We start from the raw sequence: 21,172 nt of genomic DNA, 5'->3' as shown, positions 1-21,172 counted from the left end.
TTCAGCTCCTGCTTTTGGCCTTGATATGTTCGCCGACCTGGACGCATAGCATGCATCCGGCACAGATCAGGGGGTCAATTCCCAGGCCTCCGTCGTGAACGAAAAAGGCCGGACAGGCCAGATCCCGGGCCAGGGGAAGGCAGTCCTTTTCCCGGCCGGGGACGACGTAGGCCACCTGTCCGGGCTTGCGGCCCAGAATACGACGGGCGAACAAGGTGCAGGGGTCCTTGGCGATTAGGACCCGGACCCCGGAGAGGGCCTTGAGCTCTTCCAATGCCTTGACCGTGGCCTTGTAGTTCAGGGGTTTGACCACCCGGATGTGCTCGACGCCGCAGGCGATGACGATTTTTTCGATGTCTACGGGTCTGGGGTTCGGGCCGATGGCGGTCTGATCCACCCCTGGATGGGGCTGGTGGCCGGTCATGGCCGTGGTCCGGTTGTCGAGGATGACCAGGAGGATGTCATGCTCGTTGTGCACGGCGTTGATGAGGCCGGTCACCCCGGAGTGGAAGAAGGTCGAGTCGCCGATGAAGGCCACCACCGGGTCGGAACCGGCCCGGGCCGCGCCGGACCCGGCCGAGATGGAGGAACCCATGCAGAGCAGGAAGTCGGCGGTTTTGAGCGGCGGGAGAATGCCCAGGGTATAGCAACCGATGTCCGATGAATAGACGGCTTCGTCTCCATAGACCTGGCGGACGGCGTAGTACGCGGCCCGGTGCGGGCATCCGGCGCAAAGATTCGGCGGCCTCATGGGCAGGTTTGGCTCGGCGGAGCAGATGGATTCCTCGGGATCGGGCATTCCCAGGGCCTGGCGAACGGCCGCGATGACGATCCGGACCGAATACTCGCCCGTGCGGGGCAGACGGGGCCCCTTGCCCATGATCTTGACGGCCAGGCCGTGCTCCTGGGCCAGGGCCCGGATCTCGGTCTCCATGACCGGTTCGAGTTCCTCGACGATGACGGCCAGATCCACGTGGCGGAGGAAGTCGAGGATCAGGGACGCAGGCAATGGATAGCTCTGACCGAGTTCCAGAACCTGGACTTGGGGATTGCCGAGGCCTTCCAGGGCGTCGGCCAAGTAGGCCCGGGAGATGCCCGAGGAGATGAAGCCGATTCGACCTTGGCCATGGCGGATGTTCCAGGACGAGGACTCGTTTTCATTCTTCATGTCGGTCAGGGCCGAGAGCAGGGCCGGGTGCCTGGTCCGAGCCACGGCCGGGATGGGCACGAAGCGTCCGGGCGTCTTCACGAACCGGCCTTTGGACCTTGCTTCCGGCAGGGCCTCGAAAATGACTGGGCCCCGGAGATGGTTGACCCGGGTGGTGGTCCGCAACAAGACCGGCTGGCCCAGACGGGCCGAGAGGACCAGAGCCTCGCGGGTCATGTCCTTGGCCTCCTGGGCCGAGGCGGGCTCGAAGCAGGGCAGGCCCCCGAGGCGGGCATATATCCGGTTGTCCTGTTCGTTCTGGCTGGAGTGGCAGCCGGGATCGTCGGCACTCAGGATGACCAGCCCCCCTGGAGTTCCGATATAGGCCAGGGTCATCATGGGGTCGGCGGCCACGTTTACGCCCACATGTTTCATGGTCACCAGGGAGGGCACGCCGGCCAGGGCCGCCCCTCCGGCGACTTCCATGGCCACCTTTTCGTTGACGGAATACTCGAAGGAGTACCCTGCCTTGGGGGAGAGTCGGAAAAAGGTGTCGGGAACCTCGGACGACGGTGTGCCCGGGTAGCAGGATACGAAACCCACTCCGGCCTCAAGGGCTCCGCGGACGATGGCCTCGTTGCCAAGGAGAAGGTGGGGGCCGCCGGCTTCGGGCGAAAGGAGCAGTTCGTTCATGTCGGGACCTTCCTGTTGCGCTTCGGAGTTAGGGTCGGCTCAGCCCTGGGACTCTTCAGGGGCCGTTTCCGTAGATTCGGTCTGCATTCGGGCTTGAATATGGCGTATCTTGTAGTCGACATAGGCCATGTCCACGTTTGTTTCACCCAGGGCCTTCAAGTCCTCATAGGCGGCCAGGGCCTCCTTCAAGTCGGCGGCCGATTCGGCCACGGCGGCGATTTCCTGGTTCAGGAAGAACTTGTATTCCTCGAGATTTTGGGCCTTGATTTTGACAAGCTCGGCCAGGGCCGCCTCGTACTTGGCCTGCAGGGCAAAGGTCTTGGCCAGACCGAAGGCGGCCACGATTCCCAGTTCCCGGTCGTTTGATGCCGTCAGGCGGGTCCAGACGGCCTCGGCCTCGACATACCGTTCGGACTCCATCAGGGCCTGGACCAGAGCCAGACTGGCCCGGTCCCTCAAAGATTTCGGGGCCTCGGCCAGAAAGGTCTCCAGTCCGGAAATCCGCTCGGTGGCGTTGGTCTGGTCGATGATGGCCGTGAGCCTGTTTTCCAGGTCGGCGTTGCGGGAGTCGAAATGCCATTGGATGCCCTGAAAGGCTGCCACGGCCAGAACCACGCCGGCTATGCCCACGGCGATGAAGCGGATGTGGTCCAGAATCCATTTCAGGACCGGGTGCATGTCCTGGTCGGCTTCCTGTTCAATCTCGGCGAGGATGTCCTTCTGGCCCTCGGCGGGGTTCTGCTTTCTCTGATCCATGTTGCGGGTTCTCCTTGATGGGAAAATATGTCTCGGTCTTATCCGGTCAAACTTTGTTCAATATCCTCAATGGACCGAAAGGTCAAAATCAATTCGCGGCCGGGCCCGGGCGGGGGAGAATCCGGTGCAGTGGGATTTCTTGCCTCCAGGCCGGGAATTCAATAGACCCATTGATGTGCGGGCCGACCGGCCCTTCGCCGATCAACGGATTCCGATTGCGACGGGAGAAACGTTATGAAAATTCGATTCATGGGCGCGGCCAGGACGGTGACCGGTTCGTGCTTTCTGCTTGATGCCGGAGGGGTGAGGTTCGCCGTGGACTGCGGCATGCATCAGGGCAACAAGGAAATCGAGAGCCGGAACCTGAACCGGACCGAATTCTTCGATCCAACCGAACTGTCCTTCATTCTCATGACCCATGCCCATATCGACCACTCGGGCCTTTTGCCCAAGATGGTCCGGGAAGGGTTCTCCAATCCGGTCTATACCACGGAGCCCACAAGGGACCTCCTGGAGATCATGCTGGCGGACAGCGCCCATATCCAGGAAATGGAGGCCAGATGGGAGAACAACCGTCGGGCCAAGCACGGCAAGGCCCCGGTGGAGCCCCTTTATGACCAGGAAGACGCCATGCGGGCCGTGGCGCTCCTCAAATCCGTGTCCTATTACGAGACCTTCGAGCCAGCCCCGGGGATCAAGGTCAAGTTCAACGACGCCGGCCATATTCTGGGCTCGGCCTTCATCGAGATTTGGGTGGATGAAGACGGCAAAAGTACGAAGTTGATTTTCACCGGGGATCTGGGTCGGCCCGATCAGCTCTTGATCAGGGACCCCAATATCGCCGTCAACGCCGATTTCCTATTCATGGAATCGACCTACGGGGCCAGAGACCACAAGAACGAATCCCTGAGCCGCGACGAGTTGGCCGAGGCCATCGCCTACAGCTACAAGCACGGCCAGAAGGTCATCATCCCTGCCTTTGCAGTGGAACGGAGCCAGGAGGTCATCTATTGCCTCCGGCTTTTGGCCAAGGAGGGACGTCTTCCCCCGGATGTCCCTATCTTTCTGGACAGCCCCCTGGCCATCAGGGCCACCGAGATTTTCCGCAAACATTGGAGCGTGTTCGATCGAGAGAGCAGATCCGTCCTGGAAAAGGGTGAGGACCCTCTTGATCTTCCCAATCTCCGGTTCACCCTGACCACCGAGGAGTCCATGGCCATCAACTCCACCCCGGGGACAGCCGTGATCATCTCGGCCAGCGGTATGGCCAATGCGGGGCGAATCAAACACCATCTCCGTCACAACATCTGGAAAAAGGGGGCCTCCATCGTCTTTGTCGGCTTTCAGGCCATGGGCACGCCAGGCCGGAAGATTGTGGACGGGGCCAGAGAAATCCGCATCCTCGGCGAGCAGTTGGCCGTGGAGGCCAAGGTCTTCACCATTAACGGATTTTCGGCCCACGCCGGACAGTCCCAGCTCATGGCCTGGCTGTCTCATTTCCGCAATCCGGGGATGAAGATTTTTCTCGTCCATGGCGAGTACGACTCCCAGCAGGTTCTGGCCGATCTGATCCGAAGCCGGCATGGCTACGATGTCCATATTCCCGACTATCTCGAGGAATGCGAACTGGAGGCCGACCGGGTCGTGGCCGTGACCGTGCCCAAGGAAAAGGCCCGACCGGGCATCGACTGGATTTATCTGACGGACGAAACCAGGGCCAAGGCCGACCTGCTCGTCCGCAGACTGAGCACAGTCCACCAGCTGCCATGGTACCAGCAGACCGAGATCAGGGACAACCTGGTGAACATCAATTCCAGACTGGCCAGCCTTATTTCCGACATCTACCACCAGGCCGGCCCCATGGAACTGGCCCGGGACGAAACGGAAGACCGGCAGGAGGAGTAGACTGTGCGCCTCGTCGGAGGGGAACTGGGCGGAAGAACCATCCGGACCGGGCAGGGGCCGGGCTACAGGCCGGCCACGGCCAGGGTCCGGGAGTCGCTCTTTTCCATGCTCGACTCTCTGGGTATCGATTGGCTCGGGCTGGATGTGCTCGACGGGTTTGCCGGGAGCGGAGCCTTGGGCTTTGAGGCCCTGAGTCGCGGTGCCCGGCGGGCCGTGTTCGTGGAGCGAAGCGACAAGGCGGCCAAGATCATCCGGGCGAACGCCGATCTTCTGGGCCTGAGGCAGGACCGCTACATGGTTTTTCGGGATGATGTGGTCCGTTTTTTCCTGCAGGGTCCGCCAATGGAGTTCGGTCTGTGCTTTCTGGATCCTCCGTATGGGCTCGGGCTCCTGGAGCCGGCTCTGGAAGCCCTGATTCGGAGTCAGAGGCTGCAATCGGGGGGGATTGTCTGCGCGGAGATCGAGCGGGATCTGGAGGTTCATCTGCCTCGAGACCACGGGCTGAGCGAACTCAAGGACCGGGAGTACGGTCAGACGAGGATACGCATATGGACAAGAAATTGAATATCGCCGTGTACCCAGGGACCTTTGATCCCCTGACCAATGGACATTGCAGCCTGATCCACCGGGGGCTGAGGATTTTTGACCAGGTCGTGGTGGCCCCAGCCGCCGACACTCCCAAGAGTCCGCTGTTCACTTTGGAGGAACGGGTGGCCATGGCCCAAGACGTCTTTCGCGACGAGCCCCGGGTGGTTGTGGAGCCTTTTTATGGCCTGCTGGTGGATTTCGTCCAGACCAAGGGCGCGGCGGCTATTCTGCGCGGTCTTCGGGCCGTCTCGGACTTCGAGTACGAGTTTCAGATGGCTCTCATGAACCGAAGACTCAAGCGTGACATCCAGACCGTTTTTCTGATGACCGACTACAGGTGGCTCTTCATCAGCTCGACGATCATCAAGGATGTGGTCCGTTTGGGGGGAGAGGTCGGAGGCCTGGTCCCGGCCGAGGTCAAGGCCCGCCTGATCCGAAAGTTCGCCAAGCTGTCCTGATTGTTCAGCAGGGCTCGTAGATTGGGATGGAGATGAAGAAGGCCGTCCCCGTCTCCGGCGATGAGTCGATGCGCATGGTCGCGCCCATTCCCTTAACGATGCCGTGGACCACGGAAAGTCCCATGCCGCTTCCCTTGCCGTCGACCTTGGTGGTGAAGAAGGGCTGGAGAGCTTTTTCAAGGGTCTCCTGATTCATGCCGCAGCCGTTATCCCGGAAGGTCAACAGCAGATGCGGTCCGGAAAATCCGATTTCGACCTCGGCGGGGGCGGCCGATTCGTCCAGGGAGATCCAGATGTCTCCGGTCTGGTCGGGCATGGCGTCCAGGGAGTTGGAGGTCAGATTGAGGACGATCTGGTGGAGGTGAATGGAGTTGGCTAGAATGGTCGGAGCCTTGTCAGGCAGGTCGACGTGAAAGACCGCGCTGGGCGGGGATGTCCGGCGGACGAACTTGACGGCGTCACGGAGGACCGGGACCGGGTCGAGAACGATCTTGGGTCGGGTGTCTCCACGGCCAAAGGTCAAAACCTGTTCGGTGAGCTGCTTGGAGGTCTGGACGGTCTTCTGGATCCGGTGAACGTACTTGCGGACCGGGTGGTCCGGCTCCAGTACCTCCATGGCGAGTTGTGAAAAGATGGCGATGGTGCCCAGTTTGTTATTGAAATCGTGGGCGATGCCTGCGGCCATGGTTCCCAGGCTTTCAAGCTTCTGGGAGACCGAACCGTGGCGTTTCATGCTCATCTGAAATGTGATATCCTGTTCGATGACGACCAGCCGCTCGATCCGGCCGTCATCGTCCATGGATGGGACGACGGTGTAGACCAGATGTCGATCGCCCAGCTTTTCACGGCCCCTGTATGGGGTTCCGGTCCGGAGACATCCCTGAATGCCCGCCGCCACCCTGGCCGGGACATGGCGGGCGAAGTCGGCCCCGCGAAGCATGTTCAGGGCCGAATCGTTGGAAAGCTGGAGTCTGCCCTTGGAATCGATGATGGTCGTCCGGAAGGGAACGGCATTCATGAGGGCTTGAAGATTCCGTTCGCTGTGGGTTCTGGTTTCCTGGAGGGCCTCCTTTTCAAGGACGGCTTCCAGGAGTTCCCCGGCCGAGGCCCGGGCCAGATTCAAGGCCTTGGCATGGGCGGTCAGAAGTCTGGCCAGAACGGCCTTGAGGGCTTTTTCCCTGCGGTCGGAGTCTCGGTCGGGGTCGGAGGATTCCGGGTCAGGATGAGGGCTCGGCCCGTCCATAGAGGTCCTCGTATCGCTGAATGTCGTCTTCGCCAACATAGGACCCGGTCTGGACCTCGATGAGTTCCAGGGGAATCTTTCCCGGGTTTTCCAGGCGATGGACCGTGCCCAGGGGAATGTAGGTGGACTGATCCTCGCCCAGCAGGAATGTCTTTTCCCCGTTGGTCACCTTGGCTGTGCCCCGTACCACGATCCAGTGCTCGGCCCGGTGATGGTGCATCTGGAGGGAGAGAACTTGCCCGGGCTTGACCGTGATCCGCTTGACCTGGAACCGGTCGCCGGTGTCGATGCCCTCGTAGCTGCCCCATGGTCGGTACACCTTGCGGTGGAGGAGGTGCTCCTCGCGGTCCCGGGAAACAAGGCGCTCGACAATGGCCTTGACGTCCTGGGCCTTGTCCAGGGAGGCCACCAGAACGGCGTCCTTGGTCTCGACCACGATGTGGTTCTCGAGCCCCACGGTGGCCACCAGACGGTGACTGGCATGGAGGTAGTTGTTCCTAGAGCCGTGGGCCATGACGTCTCCCCGGCAGACATTGCCGTTCTCGTCGGGGGACCCGATGCCGATCAGGGCCGACCATGACCCGACATCGCTCCACCCGGCCTCCATGGAGACCACGGCGGCACGATCGGTCTTTTCCATGACCGCGTAGTCGATGGAGTCGGACGGACAGTCCCGAAAGCTTTCGGGATCCAGCCGGAGGAAGTCCAGGTCGGACGCGGCCCGGTCCACAGCCCTGCGGCAAGAGGCCAAGGCCTCGGGCAGAAAGCGTTCCAGTTCCTCAAGATAGGTTGCGGCCGACATGAGAAAGATTCCGCTGTTCCAAAGATAGTCCCCGGATTCCACGTAGGCCCGAGCCGTTTCCAAATCGGGTTTTTCCACAAATTGATCCACGGCATGGACCAAAGTCCGATCGCTCCCATCATCCAGGGCCCGGCCCTGAAGGATGTAGCCGTAGCCGGTTTCGGGCCTGTCCGGACGGATGCCGAAGGTCAGAAGAAGATTTTGGGAGGCATAAGGAAGACCTTGGCGGACGGCCTGGGCAAATCCTTGGGGCTCGGTCATGACGTGGTCCGCAGGCATGACCAGGATCATAGCCTCGGGATCCTTCCCGAGGGCCAGGATGGCTGCGACGGCCGCGGCCGGGGCCGTGTTGCGGCCCTCTGGTTCGAGGACGATGACCGAGTGGGGCAGTCGGGCTTCCTGGATCTGCTCGGCCACCAGGAACCTGTGGGCCTCGTTGCAGATGACGATGGGCGGGGCAGCCTCGGGCAGGGAGGCCGCCCGGCCGATGGTGGTCTGGATCATGGTTTCCTCCCCGACTAGGGGAAGAAGCTGCTTGGGGTAGAATTTGCGGGACAGAGGCCAGAGCCTAGTGCCGGAGCCTCCGGAGAGAACGACAGGATGGAGCATGAATCCTCCTTGAACGATTGTGATTTTTTCTGCTCTGTTACGGCTTCAAGGAGAAAAACTCAAGACGGCGGGATTCAAATGGAACCGGCCCCGGGCCAGCATCGCGCAGGAGGGGACGAGCGCGGGCGGTCCGGAGCCGGTCATTTCAACCTACAGGAATAAGCAATGATCGGGCCAGGTATTATGATTTAATGAATTCAGTATATTAAGAAATCAGGTCCGTTGAAAATCGGGATACTTGTCCGGTTTTGATGGACTGACTTGTCCGGAAAAAACAGAGTCTGACGGTTCAAAGGTTCAGGACGGCGAAGGTCATGTCCTCGAGATCCGCGGCCAGCATGCGGCCGTCGAGGGGCGAGGGGTGTCCGAGAAGAATGGCCAGGGCCGCCCCCGCCTGGCAGGAGGCCGCCAAGGCTGGGGCGAAGACAAGGGTGCCCAGTCGGTCTTCAGGAGTTGATCCTTCAGGACCGGAATGATCGGCAAAGGTTCGGGCATCGGTGGAAACTTGAGCCACCAGGCCGGCCACGGATGCCGTGACCAGGGGGATTTCGGCCTGATCGGCCGCCCGGGCCAGGTCGGATCGGGATGGATGGTTGTCGAGGCAGTCCACGACGACCTGGGCACCGTTCAGAAAGGCGGGAAAGGTCAATGCGTCGAGACGGTTCTCGATAACGGTTGTGGTCAGTGACGAATTGACGGCCTGAATTCGTTGGGCAGCCACAAGGGCCTTGGAATGGCCGAGATCGGCCTCGGTGCAGTATAATTGCCGGTTGAGGTTGGTCTCGTCGAAGCGATCGTGGTCTGCAAGCGTCAGACTGCCAACCCCCATTCTGGCCAGAAATTCGGCCACGAAGCCCCCCAGGCCTCCCAGACCGGCGACGGAAACAGTGCTTCGCAGGAGGCGGGCCTGGTCCCGGCATTCGAGCAGGGCCATGTTCCGGGCATAGCGCTGGGGAACGATTTCCAGGTCCAAGGCCCGGGCCTCGATTTCGCGGCTGGGCATTCCATGGCTTCGGGCAAGGGATCGAACGACCTCAAGATCGATGAACCGGCCGGGCCGTCCGTCCTTGAAGGCCCCGGGTTTGGCCGCGGCCTTGAGGTTCTCGAGCAGATCCCTCATCCGCCACCTACGGCCGGGAACAGGGCCACCCGGGCCCCGTCCTTGATGACGGTTTCCCGTTCGGCGTGGGCATTGTCGATGAAGATCAGATGGACCTCCTTTTCCGGAATCCCGAGCGTAGCGATGAGATCCTCCACTGTGGACCCGTCCGGCAATTCATAGCATTGGGCCGAATCAGGTCTGAACGTGGCCAGGGTGGCGAAGAGCTTGAGCTGGATTTTCATTGACATGGAGCGAATTCCTGTTGACGGTTCGCATGGTCGTTGAGAGACTAGAAGAGAAGGAATATCAACGTCAACGCGAAAACGAGGAGCCGACATGAAGAGACTCTTGTACATCAAGGCCTCCCCCAGGGGGCAACGATCCCATTCTCTGGCCGTGGCCGACGTGTTCGTTGAGACCTATCGGAAGCGGCACCCCGAGGCCGTGGTCGAGGTCCGGGATCTCTTTGCCATGGACCTGCCCAAATTGGACGGGGCCATGCTGGAGGCCAAGTACAACATCATGCACGGTCTGGAGCACAGTGCGGAGCAAAAGGCCAGGTGGAGAGCCGTGGAGGCGGTCATCGAGGACTTCACGTCCTTTGATCGCTACGTCTTTGCCGTGCCCATGTGGAACTTTAATTTTCCCTATGTCCTCAAACATTACATGGACGTCATTATCCAACCGTCCTACACATTCACGACCACGGCCGAAGGTTATCATGGCCTGACCGAGGGCAAGGCCTTTGTGGCCTACGCCAGGGGAGGGGAGTATCCACCTGATTCCGGGGCCGACGCCATCAACTTCCAGGCCAGGCATTTCGAGTGGCTTTTGCGGTTCATCGGCCTGGAGCAGATCTTCACGGTGGTGGTCCAGCCGACGCTCCAGGGCCCGGAAAAAGCCAAGGAATCCAGGCTGGCGGCCATGGACGAGGCCCGAAGCCTGGTAGTGCGGTTCTGACCCCGAGGGTGAGGACGTGAATCTCTACACGCTGGTCCGGCCCGAGCATTTGAATCACCACGGCTATCTCTTTGGCGGCATGCTCCTCAAATGGGTGGATGAATTCGCCTGGTTGACGGCTTCGCGGGAATACCGGGGCTGCCGCCTGGTGACCGTGGGCATGGACGAGGTCCGCTTCACCCAGTCCGTCTCCAGCGGGGCCATGCTCCGGTTCCAGGTCAATCGGCTGCATCAGGGCCGGACCGCGGTGACCTATGGCGTAGAGGTCTTTGCCGACGAGGACGGGGCCGTGGACGAACGACCCGTCTTCAACACCCGCATCACCTTTGTTCGCGTGGACCGCCAAGGTCAGAAAATCCCTTTGCCCGAGTGCGGCCCGGGCAAGGACTGCTCGACAAACACCTGGGTTTGATCAGATCCTGAAGCGTGCCCGTAAGAAGGCCCGAAGCGAACAGTCGCTTCGGGCCTTTTGATTGTCGGCGCTGGGGATTGGCTATTTGAGGATGACCATGTCGCTGAATCAAACCTTCGTTTCCAAAATATGAGGACCAAACCAAGTAGATTCAAGGCAGACCAGTCTTGTCTATAGATCGTTTGAATTGTGAATTGGTTTGGCTATAGACTGGAATGATTTGACTTTTCTCCCCTGACCAAGGGTATAGGATGGATTCCATAAACAAGAACCATTCCGAGGAGAACAGTATGAGCCAATCGTATCATGAGATGTGGGAGAAGCTGAATCTTGATCTGCCGGCCCATGATGGCCTGCTTCAGGTTCTGGGCAAGTTCTACGGCGACATCTACATGTCCCAGCAGGGCCGGCTTCAGGGCATGGAGTATCTGGATTTCGTCCTGTCCGAGGTCCACGGCCTGCGGATCAAGGAGCTTCAGGACGCCAAGGCTCAGGGCCGGAAGGTCATCGGGTCGTTCTGCGTCTTCGTGCCCGAGGAGATCAGCCTGGCCGCCGACGCGGTCCATGTGGGCCTCTGTTCCGGGGCCGACGCCGGCAAGGAGGAGGCCGAAAAGCTCGTTCCCCGCAACACCTGCGCCCTGATCAAGTCCTTCATCGGTTTCAAGATGGCCAAGCTCTGTCCCTTTACCGAGTCCTGCGATTTGATCGTGGGCGAGACCACCTGCGACGGCAAGAAAAAGGCCTACGAGGCCTTTGGCGAACTCGTGCCCATGCTGGTCATGGAGGTCCCGCAGCAGAAACGGGCCTGCGACCGCGAGCTCTGGAAAGCCGAGGTCCTGCGCTACATGGTCGAGGTGGAGAAGTTGACTGGAAAAACCATCACCGCCGAAAAACTCAAGGCGGCCATCAAGACCGTGAACGATCGCAGGCGGGTCCTTCAGCGGTTGAACCGTCTTCGGGAAGCCGATCCGGCCCCCATCTCGGGTCGGGACGCCCTGCTCATCAACCAGGTCGGTTTCTACGACGACCCGGTGCGGTTCACGGCCTCCATTTCGACCCTGTGCGATCAGATCGAAGAACGGATCAAGGCCGGGCAAGGCGTGGCTCCCAAGGGCACTCCGCGGCTGTTGCTTTCGGGTTGCCCCATGGCCGTGCCCAACTGGAAGCTGCCCTATGTCATCGAGAGTTCCGGGGCGGTCATCGTCGGCGAGGAGTCCTGCATCGGCACCCGAAACACCCGGGATCTGGTGGACGAGTCGGGCGAGACCCTGGAAGAAATGATCGAGACCATCGTGGACCGGTATCTGAAGATCGACTGCGCCTGCTTCACGCCCAACACCGAGCGCATGGACAACGTGGCGGCCATAGCCCGGGAACTCAAGGCCGATGGGGTCGTCCAGTACACCCTCATGTTCTGCCAGCCCTACGGCCATGAGGCCATCAAGCTGGGCAACCGTCTGGAGAAGGAAAGTATCCCCTCCCTGGCCATCGAAACGGATTATTCCATGGAGGACGTGGAACAATTGAAGACCCGGGTCGAGGCATTCGTGGAGATGCTGAAGTAGATGCCCGGAATGATCGCCGGCATTGATGTCGGCTCGCGGTCCATCGAACTGGTCTGCCGACGTGACGGGGCCGTGGTCCACACGGCCCGTCGACCCACGACCTTCGACCCCCGGGGCCAGATTCGGTCCCTCGTAGCCGGGTTGCCTCTGGAACGGGTCACGGCCACGGGCTACGGCCGGACCCTCGTGGCCCAGACCCTGGCCGAAGACAATGGTCCGCCCGTTGAGACCATCACCGAGATCAAGGCTTACGCCCTTGGCGTGCGCGATCTGTCGCCCGAGGCCCGAACGGTCCTGGACATCGGCGGGCAGGACACCAAGGCCATCAGCCTGACCGGGGACGGCCGGGTTCTCAAGTTCGAGATGAACGACCGTTGCGCCGCGGGCACGGGCAAGTTTCTGGAGCACGTGGCCAACGTTTTCCAGATTTCCATCGAGGAGTTCGGGGCCTACGCCCTGCAAGGCGACGAGGCCCTGACCATCAACTCCATGTGCACGGTTTTCGCCGAGACCGAGGCAACGTCCCTCATGGCCCAGGGGCATCGTCCCGAAAACATCGCCCTGGGTCTGCACGCCTCCATCGTCAAGAGGACCATGAACATGCTCGGCCGGGTGGGCCTCACGCATCCGGTGGTTTTTGCCGGCGGCGTGGCCCGCAATCCATGCGTGGTCGAGCTCGTGAGTCGGGCCCTGGGACGCGAGCCAGTCGTTCCCGATAATCCCGATATGGTCGGGGCCCTTGGAGCGGCCCTGTACGGTTCCGTCCAGTAACGCATGACACCCTACAATCAGGAGGTATTCATCATGGAAGCCCAGCAGACAACAGAAGCCATCAGCATGCCCCGCATCGGAGACAAGGCCCCGGCCTTCACGGCCGTGACCACCCAGGGGGAGCTCAAGTTTCCCGAACAGTACCAGGGCAGCTGGGTCATCCTCTTCAGCCACCCGGCCGATTTCACGCCTGTGTGCACCTCGGAGTTCATGACCTTCGCGGCCATGGAAAAGCAGTTCAACGAGGCCGGTTGCAAACTGGTCGGCCTGTCCGTGGACGGTCTCTACAGTCACATTGCCTGGTTGAGGACCATCAAGGAGAAGATCGAGTTCAAGGGAATGAAGAACATCGAGGTCACCTTTCCGCTCATCGAGGACATCACCATGGAAGTGGCCAAGAAATACGGGATGATTCAGCCCGGCGAAAGCACGACCAAGGCCGTGCGGGCCGTCTTCTTCATCGATCCAAAGGGGGTCATCAGGACCATCGTCTACTATCCCCTGAGCCTTGGCCGGAATTTCGACGAGATGTACCGCATTCTCATCGCCCTGCAGACGGCCGACGAATTCGGTGTAGCCACACCGGCCGATTGGCGACCCGGCGACGAGGTCATCGTGCCCCCGGCCGGCTCCTGTGGGGTGGCCAAGGATCGCATGGATGGACAGGAAGGCATGACCTGCCACGACTGGTTTTTCTGCACCAAAAAGATCGACAAAGATACGGTCTTCAAGGCCATACTCAAAAAGTAGCTCATTGGTCGTGGTGATCGATGTCGAGCCCGGTGGGATTTATCCTGCCGGGCTTTTTTCATGGTCCACAAATTGTTGCCATTTGAATAGCAATAATTGCAAATTCTTGCTATCGATGACGTCTATCGTTCCACGTATGGAACAAATTCATTTTCGATTTGTCTCCTGTGGCGCATCTGGTAGTTTCCATTGAAAGGAGTCGATGGGCGAATTGAATTGAACCTGACCCAATGTTTTCGATTCAATGCGTGGGTCAGGTTTTTTTATGGTCGTTGGTATGGTCGCCGGGCCAAGCGGTTCAGGCTCGGGAACAGATCAGTCAGGACATACAATCAAGGAGGACAAGATGGCGAAAGTTGGGGTGTATGTGTGTCATTGCGGCACGAACATCGCCGGGGTCATCGACGTGGAGGCGGTCCGGGCCCATGCCGAGACCCTGCCCGACGTGGCCGTGGCCCGCAAGGACCTGTTCATGTGTTCGGACTCGGGTCAGGAGATGATCAAGCAGGATATCCGGGCCGGTCTGGTGGACCGTGTGGTCGTGGCCGCCTGCACGCCCCGGACCCACGAGCCGATTTTCCGGGCCGCCTGCGAAGCAGCCGGTCTGAATAAGTATCTGTTCGAGATGGCCAACATCCGTGACCAGGATTCCTGGGTTCATGGGCAAGACCACTCCGGGGCCACGGAAAAGGCCAAGAAACTCATGGCCTCGGCCGTAGGCAAGGCCGCCCGCCTGCACCCGCTGGAAGACAAGTACGTCGACGTGACCAAGGCCGCTCTGGTCGTTGGCGGCGGAGTCGGGGGAATCTTTTCGGCCCTGGAATTGGCCAACATGGGCTTCACCACCTATCTGGTGGAAAAGGAGCCTTCCATCGGCGGGGTCATGGCCATGCTGGACAAGACCTTTCCGACCAACGACTGCTCGGCCTGCATCCTGACCCCGGTCATGGTCGATGCCGGGAACCACCCGAACATCAAGCTCATGACCTATTCCGAGGTGGAGGAAGTCGAAGGCTATATCGGCAATTTCGACGTCAAGATCCGACGCAAGCAGACCTACATCGACTGGCACAAATGCACCGGCTGCGGGGCCTGCGCCGAGGTCTGCCTGGAACAAACCAAGGGGAAGATCAAGGACGAGTTCAATCTCGGCCTGTCGGCCCGCGGGGCGGCATACATCCATTTTCCCCAGGCCGTACCCAAGAAGGCGGTCATCGACGCCGCCAATTGTTTGAATTGTCGAGGGCACAAATTCGGCGAGGAGCCGAGGGTCAGCAAGAAGACAGGCGAACCCATGATCGCCCCCTGTCAGGAGGCCTGTCCGGCCGACGCCATCAACCGCAGTCTGTCTCACGACCCCAACGGGCGAATCGAGGAAATCAAGGTCGGCTCCATTGTCGTGGCCACCGGCTATCAAGTCATGGACAAGGGCTGGTTCAAGGAGATGGCCCCGGATTCGCCCAATGTCATCACCGCCCTGCAACTCGAGCGGCTCATCTCGGCCACCGGCCCCACCGGCGGCAAGCTCCTGCGACCTTCGGACAACGAGAAGCCCCATACCATGACCTTCGTTTCCTGCGTGGGCTCCCGGGACGAGAAGTTCCACACCCATTGTTCCCGGGTCTGCTGCATGTACATGATCAAACAGGCCCGTCTCCTCAAGGAGAAATATCCGGACCTGAGCATCAACATGCACTTCATCGACGTCCGCACGGCCGGCAAGGACTATGACGAATACTATGTCGGGGCCCGCAAGATGGGTGTGAACATCTTCAAGGGCAAGGTCGGCGGCCTGGAAATGCTGCCCGGCGACAAGCTGCGTGTCCTGGCCTACGACATGGAGTCGGCTACGCCCATCGAGTACGAATCCGACCTGGTCATTCTGGCCACGGCCATCGAACTGCCCGAATCGGCCAAAAAGCTGGCCCAGACCTTGGGTCTGCAATTCTGCGGCTCCAACTTCTTCCGGGAGCTCCATCCCAAGTTGGGCCCGGTTGAGACCTCCACTCGGGGCATCTTTCTGGCCGGATGCTGTCAGGGGCCCAAGGACATCCCTGATACCGTTTCCCAGGCCAAGGGCGCTGCGGCGGCAGCGGCCGTGCCTCTGGCCCAGGGCAAGGTCAAGATCGAGCCGATCCTGTCAGAGGTGCATACCGAGAAATGCAGTGGCTGCGGCATTTGCGTGCCTCTGTGTCCGTACGACGCCATCAGCCTGAAAATTCATGGCGACCGGCCCAGGGCCGAAATCGACATGACTCAATGTCATGGATGCGGGGTGTGCACGTCGGCCTGCCCATCCGGAGCCATTGTCCTGCACGGGTACGAGGACGACCAGATTTACGCTCAAATCGCGGCCCTGACCGCCTAGAGGAGTGATTCCATGCCTGCGTTGATAATAGAGAACGACAAGATCAAGGAAGCCGTCCAGACCATCATCGATCTTGGTGGGGACGGAATTCTCAAGTGCGTGCAGTGCGGGGCCTGCTCCGCGGTTTGTCCAGGAGTGAAAGCCGGGTTCCCTGTCCTGTGCCGCCTGCTCATCCGCAAGATACTGAACGGGCAGATGGAGGAAACCATCGAGGAGGTCTCCACCTGGGGCTGCCAGTCGTGCAATCGCTGCACAGAGATCTGCCCCCAGGGGGTTCGGCCTCAGGAGGTGGTCTTTGCCTACCGCCGCTATCAGGCCAATGATCTGGCTCTTTCGACCTCGGCCTTTGGCCCCCAGATGAGCCTGTATCAGGTCGGTCACGCCGTGACCACCGAGGCAACGGCCGAGAATCGGAAAAAGGTCGGGCTCGATCCGGTGCCTCCCACGGCCCTCAACAATGCCCAGGCTCAGAAGGAGATCCAGACCCTCCTCGACAACAGCCCCATGGCCGACCTGGGCATCTTCTAAGCACGAAAGGAGTTGTACACATGGAAAAATACGGACTCTATCTGGGATGCAACATTCCCTTCAAGGCCCCGGACATCGAGCAGTCCTTCCGCAAGGTCTTCCCGGCCCTGGGCGTGGAGCCGGTGGACCTGGACGGCGCCACCTGCTGCCCGGCCTGGGGCACGGCCCCATCGTTCGACCTGGATACTTGGCTGACCATATCCTCCCGAAACATCACCCTGGGCGAGGAACGGGGTGTCGACCTCATGACCGGCTGCAATTCATGCTTTGGTGTCCTTTCCGAGGCCAAGCACATGATCGATCACAAGCCCGGCAAAAAGGGCGTGGTCAACGAAAACCTCTCAGCCATCGGTCGATCCTACACGGGCGCGTCCAAGGTCTATCACGTGGCGCATGTCCTCTACGACAAGATCGGACTGGACAGGATCAAGGCCTCTCTCAAATTCAGCCTGGACGGTCTGAAGATCGCCGTTCAACCCGGTTGCCACATCCTGTGGCCGTCGGATGTCATGGAGGTCAAGGAGAAGAACTCCTTCTATCCGACCCAGCTCATCGAACTCTGCAAGGTCCTGGGCGCCGACGCCCCCGAGTACAGTCGCCTGGCCGATTGCTGCGGTATGGGGGCTATGCGGAGCACGGATCAAGAGAAGTCCTTTGGCCTTTTGAAGCGCAAATTCGATTCCATCAAAGAGGAACTCGATCCGGATATGATCGTGACCACCTGTTCGTCCTGTTATCTGCAGATGGACGGAGCCCAGAAGATCTTCCGTGAGCGCGGGATCATCGACTACGAAATTCCGGTCTTCTACTACACCCAGCTGCTGGCCTTGGCTCAGGGCTTTGATTCCAAGGAGGTGGCGGCCATCAGCCAGACCTCGAGGGATGCGATTATCGCCGAGATCCAAGCCGACAAACGAAAGGTTCAAGAGGAGGTGAAATAATGGATTTCAGCCCAAACATCGTCGGTTTCGCCTGTCAGTGGTGCACCTATGCGGGAGCCGACCTGGCCGGGAACCTTCGCTGCAAGTATCCGCCGACCATCAAGCTCATCCGCGTGCCTTGTTCCGGCCGGGTCGAGCCCGAATATGTCCTGGAGGCCCTGTCCCGGGGCGCGGACGGCGTCTTTGTCGGTGGCTGTCATTTCGGTGACTGCCATTACAAGGAAGGCAACTACAAGACCGACCGGCGGATGAAGATGATCAAGAAGATCGTCCAGGAATTCGGCTACGAGCCGGAGAGGTTTCGCTGGGAATGGATCTCCGGGGCCGAGGGCAAGAAATTCGCCGAGGTCATGACCGAATACACGGAAGAGCTCCGCAAGCTGGGGCCCAATCCGGTCAAGGAGGGGGGCAAGTGATGGCTGACAAGATCAAGTTTGCGTTTTTGCTGGCCGGTGGGTGCGCCGGGTGCGAGATGGCCCTGGTGGATCTGTCCGAGAATCTGCTTGACGCCCTGGAGCACATCGAGGTCGTCTTTTGGGCCCCGACCGTGGCCGACGTAAAGTACAAGGACCTCGAGGCCATGGCCGACAAGTCTATCGACCTGGCCTTTGTGGACGGCATGGTTCGTCTGAGCGAGCACGAGCACATGGTTCGCGTTCTTCGGGCTAAATCCAAGATTCTCGTGGCCTTCGGGGCCTGCGCCTCCCTGGGCGGCATCCCGGGCATGGCCAACATCCACACCAACGACGAACTCTTCAAGCAGGCCTACAAGGACACCTTTTCCACCGAGAATCCCGACGGTGTCTATCCACAGCCCCAGTATTTCCTGGACGGCAAGTACGATCTGACCCTGCCGGCCTTCCAGGACAAGGTCCGGACCATCCAGGATCTGGTCGAGGTGGACTACTACGTGGGCGGGTGTCCGCCGCACCACAGTTTCGTGGCCAAGGCCGTTGAGGCCATCGTCACCGGCAACCTGCCGCCCAAGGGGTCTTGGCTGACCAGCGGCAAAGCCGTGTGCGACGTGTGCAAGCGCAATCCGGCCAACGAGGAGTTGGAGCGCCTCCCGGTGGAGACCGTCAAGCGGACGGTTGACGGCATGCCCGAGGAAAAGGGCTGCTTGCTTCAGCACGGCTTCGTCTGCCTGGGGCCGATCACTCAGGGAGATTGCGGAGCCTCGTGTCTGAATGTGAACATGCCCTGCCGCGGATGTGGTGGCCCGATTCCGGGAATCAAGGACTACGGGGCCCGGGCCGTTAGCGCCATCGGCTCCATTCTCGGCAGCGAAGCGGCCACCGACTCGCTGCTGGAGAAATTCCCGGTCCTCTCCAAGCTGGTCTACCGCTATTCGCTTCCGGCCAGTCGTCTGAAGAGCAATGTCCGATAGGAGGAATGCCGTGAAAAAAATCGAAATTAATCCCATCACCCGCTTGGAGGGCCATGGCAAGATCGCCATTTTCCTCGACGACGCGGGAAATGTCGACGACGCCTTTTTTCAGACCGTGGAGTTCCGTGGTTACGAGAAGTTTCTACAGGGCATGCCCATGGAGGAGGTCCCCCGGACCGTGTCCACCATCTGCGGCGTCTGCCGGGGAGTGCACTTCACCGCCTCCATGAAGGCCTCGGACGGGGTCTTTGGTGTGACGCCCACGAGCACCGGCCGAAAGCTCCGCGAGATGTACTTCAACGCCCACTATATCGAGGACCATGCCGTCATCCTCTACGCTCTGGGCTTTCCCGATTTCGTGGTCGGACCCGAAGCCTCCCCGGCCGAGCGAAACATCATCGGTCTGATCGGCAAGGTCGGGGCCGAGATCGGCCGTGAGGTCCTGCGCAAGCGCGGCCTGGCGGTGAAGATTTTCGAGATGCTTGGCGGAAAACCCAACCACCCGGTGGCCGCCCTCCCTGGCGGATGGTCCAAGCGGCTGACCGAGGAGGAACGGGTCCAGGTGGCCGGTTGGGCCGACGAGCTGGTCGAATTGGGCAAGCTGACCCTGCAGGTCTTCGACAACGTGGTGCTCAAGAACGAGGCCTACATGAAGCTCGTTACCGGCGACATGTACAAGGTCCCGGTGAACTACATGGGCAGCGTGGATGAGAAGGGCCGCGTCACCTACTACGACGGCACCCAAAAGGTGATCGATCTGAACGGCCGGGAGGTCGGGACCTTTACCGGCAAGGGCTATCTGGACTTCATTTCCGAGCGCGTTTTGCCCTGGTCCTACCTCAAGTTTCCGTATCAGAAGAAGATGGGACCATGGAGCGGTATCACCGAGGGCGAGGGCACGAACATGTACTGTGTTGGCCCGCTGGCCCGCATGAACGTGGGCAACGGCATGGACACCCCCCTGGCACAGGCGGCCTACGAGCAGTTCCACGAGACCTTCAACTCCCGACCGGTTCACTATATCCAGGCCTACCACTGGGCCCGGGCCATCGAACTTCTGAGCGCGGCCGAGAAGCTCAAGATTCTGGCCGCCGATCCGGAGATCACCAGCCCGGACACGGTCAACCAGAATTACGCCATCACCGGCGAGGGCGTGGGCATCATCGAGGCCCCGCGCGGGACCCTCATCCACCACTACCAGACCGACGACAAGGGGATCGTGACCAACGCCAACCTCATCGTGGCCACGACCCACAACAATGGCCCCATCAATCTGGCCGTCAAAAAGGCGGCCAAGCATTTCATCAAGGACGGCCAAGTCAACGAAGGCCTCCTGAACTATGTGGAAATGGCCTTCAGGCCCTATGACCTTTGCCTGGCCTGCGCCACGCACACGGTCACCGGCGGGGTTCCCTTGAAGATCGAGATCTTCGAGTCGGACGGGACCTTACGCGAGGAATTGTCGAACTTCTAGCCCCGGCCCTTCGGGGAACCAAGGCCGCATGTCCGAGATGGACATGCGGCCTTGTTCCGTTCAAACCTGTCTTTCAGAGAGGTCCGCATGTTGAATGACACCGTGAAGGCAAAGAGGGGTACGGTCGTGGTTGGCATCGGTAATCCCCTGCTCAAGGACGACCGGGCCGGCATCGAGGTGGCCGAACGGGTCGAGGCCCTGGGCCTGCCCGTGACCGTGGAGGTTCTGCATACGGTGGGCTTCGAGGCCATGGACAAGGTCATGGGTTTCGATCGGGCCTTTGTCGTGGATGCCTGTCAGCTCGGTCATCCTCCGGGCACGGTCCTCGACCTTCGTTTGGATGACATCTTCAGCGATGGCCTGCTTTCCGGGTCGCATGCCGCCACCCTGGGCGGGACCCTCAAGGCCGGCCAGGAGCTTTTCCCAGGCGAGATGCCTATGGATCTGCGCATTATCCTCATCGAAATCGAGGACGCCTCGGAATTCTGTCCGGCCTGCACGCCTGCGGTGCAGGCGGCCGTGGAGCGGGTGGTCGAAATGATCCGTCAGGAATGCAATTTGGGCTGACACAGCCTACGACACGAATCTCAGTGCATCCAACGATCGAGCCAGGGGCGTTGCGCGTGTCGCAATTCATCGAACATCGCTCGAATCTGATCAAGAGTGCAGACGGCGGCCGTCACCGGGTCGAGAGACAGGGCATGCATGGCCGC

Annotated in this window: 21 protein-coding genes; 15 read left to right on the top strand and 6 right to left on the bottom strand. The window is 60.5% G+C overall.

Going from position 1 to position 21,172, the window contains the following annotated elements; all coding sequences use genetic code 11:
* Window position 1: 1 nt before the first annotated feature.
* Entirely contained in the window at window positions 2-1,840 is a 1,839-nt protein-coding gene (gene iorA, locus EOM25_03145; GenBank protein NCC24184.1) for an indolepyruvate ferredoxin oxidoreductase subunit alpha, read from the bottom strand.
* Window positions 1,841-1,879: 39 nt separating this feature from the next.
* The gene (locus tag EOM25_03140; GenBank protein NCC24183.1) at window positions 1,880-2,596 is read right to left on the bottom strand and encodes a hypothetical protein; all 717 of its coding nucleotides are present in this window, start codon (window positions 2,594-2,596) and stop codon (window positions 1,880-1,882) included.
* Window positions 2,597-2,830: 234 nt separating this feature from the next.
* Between EOM25_03140 and EOM25_03135 the strand changes: the two genes are divergently transcribed.
* The 3 genes from EOM25_03135 to EOM25_03125 are packed head-to-tail and all read left to right on the top strand — an operon-like array spanning window position 2,831 to window position 5,547.
* Complete coding sequence (locus tag EOM25_03135) at window positions 2,831-4,501, top strand: MBL fold metallo-hydrolase (protein ID NCC24182.1); 1,671 nt, start codon at window positions 2,831-2,833, stop codon at window positions 4,499-4,501.
* 3 nt (window positions 4,502-4,504) lie between these two features.
* Complete coding sequence (gene rsmD, locus EOM25_03130) at window positions 4,505-5,065, top strand: 16S rRNA (guanine(966)-N(2))-methyltransferase RsmD (protein ID NCC24181.1); 561 nt, start codon at window positions 4,505-4,507, stop codon at window positions 5,063-5,065.
* Window positions 5,050-5,547: a pantetheine-phosphate adenylyltransferase gene (locus tag EOM25_03125; protein NCC24180.1), complete on the top strand. Its 498-nt coding sequence runs from the start codon at window positions 5,050-5,052 to the stop codon at window positions 5,545-5,547. The genes rsmD and EOM25_03125 overlap by 16 nt, the downstream gene beginning before the upstream one ends.
* A 4-nt stretch (window positions 5,548-5,551) precedes the next feature.
* Here EOM25_03125 and EOM25_03120 read toward each other — a convergent pair whose 3' ends face one another.
* From EOM25_03120 to EOM25_03105, 4 genes are all read right to left on the bottom strand, one after another.
* Complete coding sequence (locus tag EOM25_03120; protein ID NCC24179.1) at window positions 5,552-6,829, bottom strand: PAS domain-containing sensor histidine kinase; 1,278 nt, start codon at window positions 6,827-6,829, stop codon at window positions 5,552-5,554.
* Window positions 6,765-8,201, bottom strand: coding sequence for a mannose-1-phosphate guanylyltransferase/mannose-6-phosphate isomerase (locus tag EOM25_03115; protein NCC24178.1), 1,437 nt, complete (start codon window positions 8,199-8,201; stop codon window positions 6,765-6,767). Before EOM25_03115 ends, EOM25_03120 begins: the two co-directional genes overlap by 65 nt.
* A 289-nt stretch (window positions 8,202-8,490) precedes the next feature.
* On the bottom strand, window positions 8,491-9,321 hold the full coding sequence (locus EOM25_03110) for a HesA/MoeB/ThiF family protein (protein NCC24177.1): 831 nt from the start codon (window positions 9,319-9,321) through the stop codon (window positions 8,491-8,493).
* Window positions 9,318-9,545 (bottom strand): MoaD/ThiS family protein, encoded by a 228-nt coding sequence (locus EOM25_03105; GenBank protein NCC24176.1) that lies wholly within the window; start codon window positions 9,543-9,545, stop codon window positions 9,318-9,320. The genes EOM25_03110 and EOM25_03105 overlap by 4 nt, the downstream gene beginning before the upstream one ends.
* Window positions 9,546-9,639: 94 nt before the next feature.
* Here EOM25_03105 and EOM25_03100 point away from each other — a divergent pair, with 94 nt between their 5' ends.
* From EOM25_03100 to EOM25_03045, 12 genes are all read left to right on the top strand, one after another.
* On the top strand, window positions 9,640-10,263 hold the full coding sequence (locus tag EOM25_03100) for an FMN-dependent NADH-azoreductase (GenBank protein ID NCC24175.1): 624 nt from the start codon (window positions 9,640-9,642) through the stop codon (window positions 10,261-10,263).
* 16 nt (window positions 10,264-10,279) lie between these two features.
* Complete coding sequence (locus tag EOM25_03095; protein NCC24174.1) at window positions 10,280-10,675, top strand: acyl-CoA thioesterase; 396 nt, start codon at window positions 10,280-10,282, stop codon at window positions 10,673-10,675.
* A 290-nt stretch (window positions 10,676-10,965) separates the two neighbouring features.
* Window positions 10,966-12,240, top strand: a complete 1,275-nt coding sequence (locus tag EOM25_03090; GenBank protein NCC24173.1) for a 2-hydroxyacyl-CoA dehydratase — start codon at window positions 10,966-10,968, stop codon at window positions 12,238-12,240.
* 9 nt (window positions 12,241-12,249) lie between these two features.
* Window positions 12,250-13,011 (top strand): 3-hydroxyacyl-ACP dehydratase, encoded by a 762-nt coding sequence (locus EOM25_03085; GenBank protein ID NCC24172.1) that lies wholly within the window; start codon window positions 12,250-12,252, stop codon window positions 13,009-13,011.
* 33 nt (window positions 13,012-13,044) lie between these two features.
* Window positions 13,045-13,761 (top strand): peroxiredoxin, encoded by a 717-nt coding sequence (locus EOM25_03080; GenBank protein NCC24171.1) that lies wholly within the window; start codon window positions 13,045-13,047, stop codon window positions 13,759-13,761.
* Between the two features lie 346 nt (window positions 13,762-14,107).
* On the top strand, window positions 14,108-16,129 hold the full coding sequence (locus tag EOM25_03075) for a CoB--CoM heterodisulfide reductase iron-sulfur subunit A family protein (protein ID NCC24170.1): 2,022 nt from the start codon (window positions 14,108-14,110) through the stop codon (window positions 16,127-16,129).
* Between the two features lie 12 nt (window positions 16,130-16,141).
* The gene (locus EOM25_03070; GenBank protein NCC24169.1) at window positions 16,142-16,657 is read left to right on the top strand and encodes a heterodisulfide reductase; all 516 of its coding nucleotides are present in this window, start codon (window positions 16,142-16,144) and stop codon (window positions 16,655-16,657) included.
* 20 nt (window positions 16,658-16,677) lie between these two features.
* Window positions 16,678-17,598 carry a heterodisulfide reductase gene (locus tag EOM25_03065; GenBank protein ID NCC24168.1) on the top strand — a complete coding sequence of 307 codons (921 nt, stop codon included), beginning with the start codon at window positions 16,678-16,680 and terminating at the stop codon, window positions 17,596-17,598.
* Window positions 17,598-18,014, top strand: coding sequence for a hydrogenase iron-sulfur subunit (locus tag EOM25_03060; protein NCC24167.1), 417 nt, complete (start codon window positions 17,598-17,600; stop codon window positions 18,012-18,014). Before EOM25_03065 ends, EOM25_03060 begins: the two co-directional genes overlap by 1 nt.
* Window positions 18,014-18,985 carry a F420-nonreducing hydrogenase gene (locus EOM25_03055; GenBank protein ID NCC24166.1) on the top strand — a complete coding sequence of 324 codons (972 nt, stop codon included), beginning with the start codon at window positions 18,014-18,016 and terminating at the stop codon, window positions 18,983-18,985. The genes EOM25_03060 and EOM25_03055 overlap by 1 nt, the downstream gene beginning before the upstream one ends.
* Window positions 18,986-18,995: 10 nt before the next feature.
* Window positions 18,996-20,459, top strand: a complete 1,464-nt coding sequence (locus EOM25_03050; GenBank protein ID NCC24165.1) for a Ni/Fe hydrogenase subunit alpha — start codon at window positions 18,996-18,998, stop codon at window positions 20,457-20,459.
* A gap of 87 nt (window positions 20,460-20,546) precedes the next feature.
* Entirely contained in the window at window positions 20,547-21,026 is a 480-nt protein-coding gene (locus tag EOM25_03045; protein ID NCC24164.1) for a hydrogenase maturation protease, read from the top strand.
* The last annotated feature ends 146 nt before the right edge of the window (window positions 21,027-21,172 follow it).

It is taken from the genome of Deltaproteobacteria bacterium (genome assembly GCA_009929795.1).
GTDB lineage: Bacteria > Desulfobacterota > Desulfovibrionia > Desulfovibrionales > Desulfomicrobiaceae > RZZR01.
Note: the sequence above shows the minus strand (reverse complement) of the source record. Positions and strands in the feature narration are given on the sequence as shown.

Coding starts and splice junctions, on each gene's coding strand:
- iorA (NCC24184.1), bottom strand. CDS start 1,840: ATGAACGAACTGCTCCTTTCGCCCGAAGCCGGCGGCCCCCACCTTCTC.
- EOM25_03140 (NCC24183.1), bottom strand. CDS start 2,596: ATGGATCAGAGAAAGCAGAACCCCGCCGAGGGCCAGAAGGACATCCTC.
- EOM25_03135 (NCC24182.1), top strand. CDS start 2,831: ATGAAAATTCGATTCATGGGCGCGGCCAGGACGGTGACCGGTTCGTGC.
- EOM25_03125 (NCC24180.1), top strand. CDS start 5,050: ATGGACAAGAAATTGAATATCGCCGTGTACCCAGGGACCTTTGATCCC.
- EOM25_03120 (NCC24179.1), bottom strand. CDS start 6,829: ATGTTGGCGAAGACGACATTCAGCGATACGAGGACCTCTATGGACGGG.
- EOM25_03115 (NCC24178.1), bottom strand. CDS start 8,201: ATGCTCCATCCTGTCGTTCTCTCCGGAGGCTCCGGCACTAGGCTCTGG.
- EOM25_03110 (NCC24177.1), bottom strand. CDS start 9,321: ATGAGGGATCTGCTCGAGAACCTCAAGGCCGCGGCCAAACCCGGGGCC.
- EOM25_03105 (NCC24176.1), bottom strand. CDS start 9,545: ATGAAAATCCAGCTCAAGCTCTTCGCCACCCTGGCCACGTTCAGACCT.
- EOM25_03100 (NCC24175.1), top strand. CDS start 9,640: ATGAAGAGACTCTTGTACATCAAGGCCTCCCCCAGGGGGCAACGATCC.
- EOM25_03090 (NCC24173.1), top strand. CDS start 10,966: ATGAGCCAATCGTATCATGAGATGTGGGAGAAGCTGAATCTTGATCTG.
- EOM25_03085 (NCC24172.1), top strand. CDS start 12,250: ATGATCGCCGGCATTGATGTCGGCTCGCGGTCCATCGAACTGGTCTGC.
- EOM25_03080 (NCC24171.1), top strand. CDS start 13,045: ATGGAAGCCCAGCAGACAACAGAAGCCATCAGCATGCCCCGCATCGGA.
- EOM25_03075 (NCC24170.1), top strand. CDS start 14,108: ATGGCGAAAGTTGGGGTGTATGTGTGTCATTGCGGCACGAACATCGCC.
- EOM25_03070 (NCC24169.1), top strand. CDS start 16,142: ATGCCTGCGTTGATAATAGAGAACGACAAGATCAAGGAAGCCGTCCAG.
- EOM25_03065 (NCC24168.1), top strand. CDS start 16,678: ATGGAAAAATACGGACTCTATCTGGGATGCAACATTCCCTTCAAGGCC.
- EOM25_03060 (NCC24167.1), top strand. CDS start 17,598: ATGGATTTCAGCCCAAACATCGTCGGTTTCGCCTGTCAGTGGTGCACC.
- EOM25_03055 (NCC24166.1), top strand. CDS start 18,014: ATGGCTGACAAGATCAAGTTTGCGTTTTTGCTGGCCGGTGGGTGCGCC.
- EOM25_03045 (NCC24164.1), top strand. CDS start 20,547: ATGTTGAATGACACCGTGAAGGCAAAGAGGGGTACGGTCGTGGTTGGC.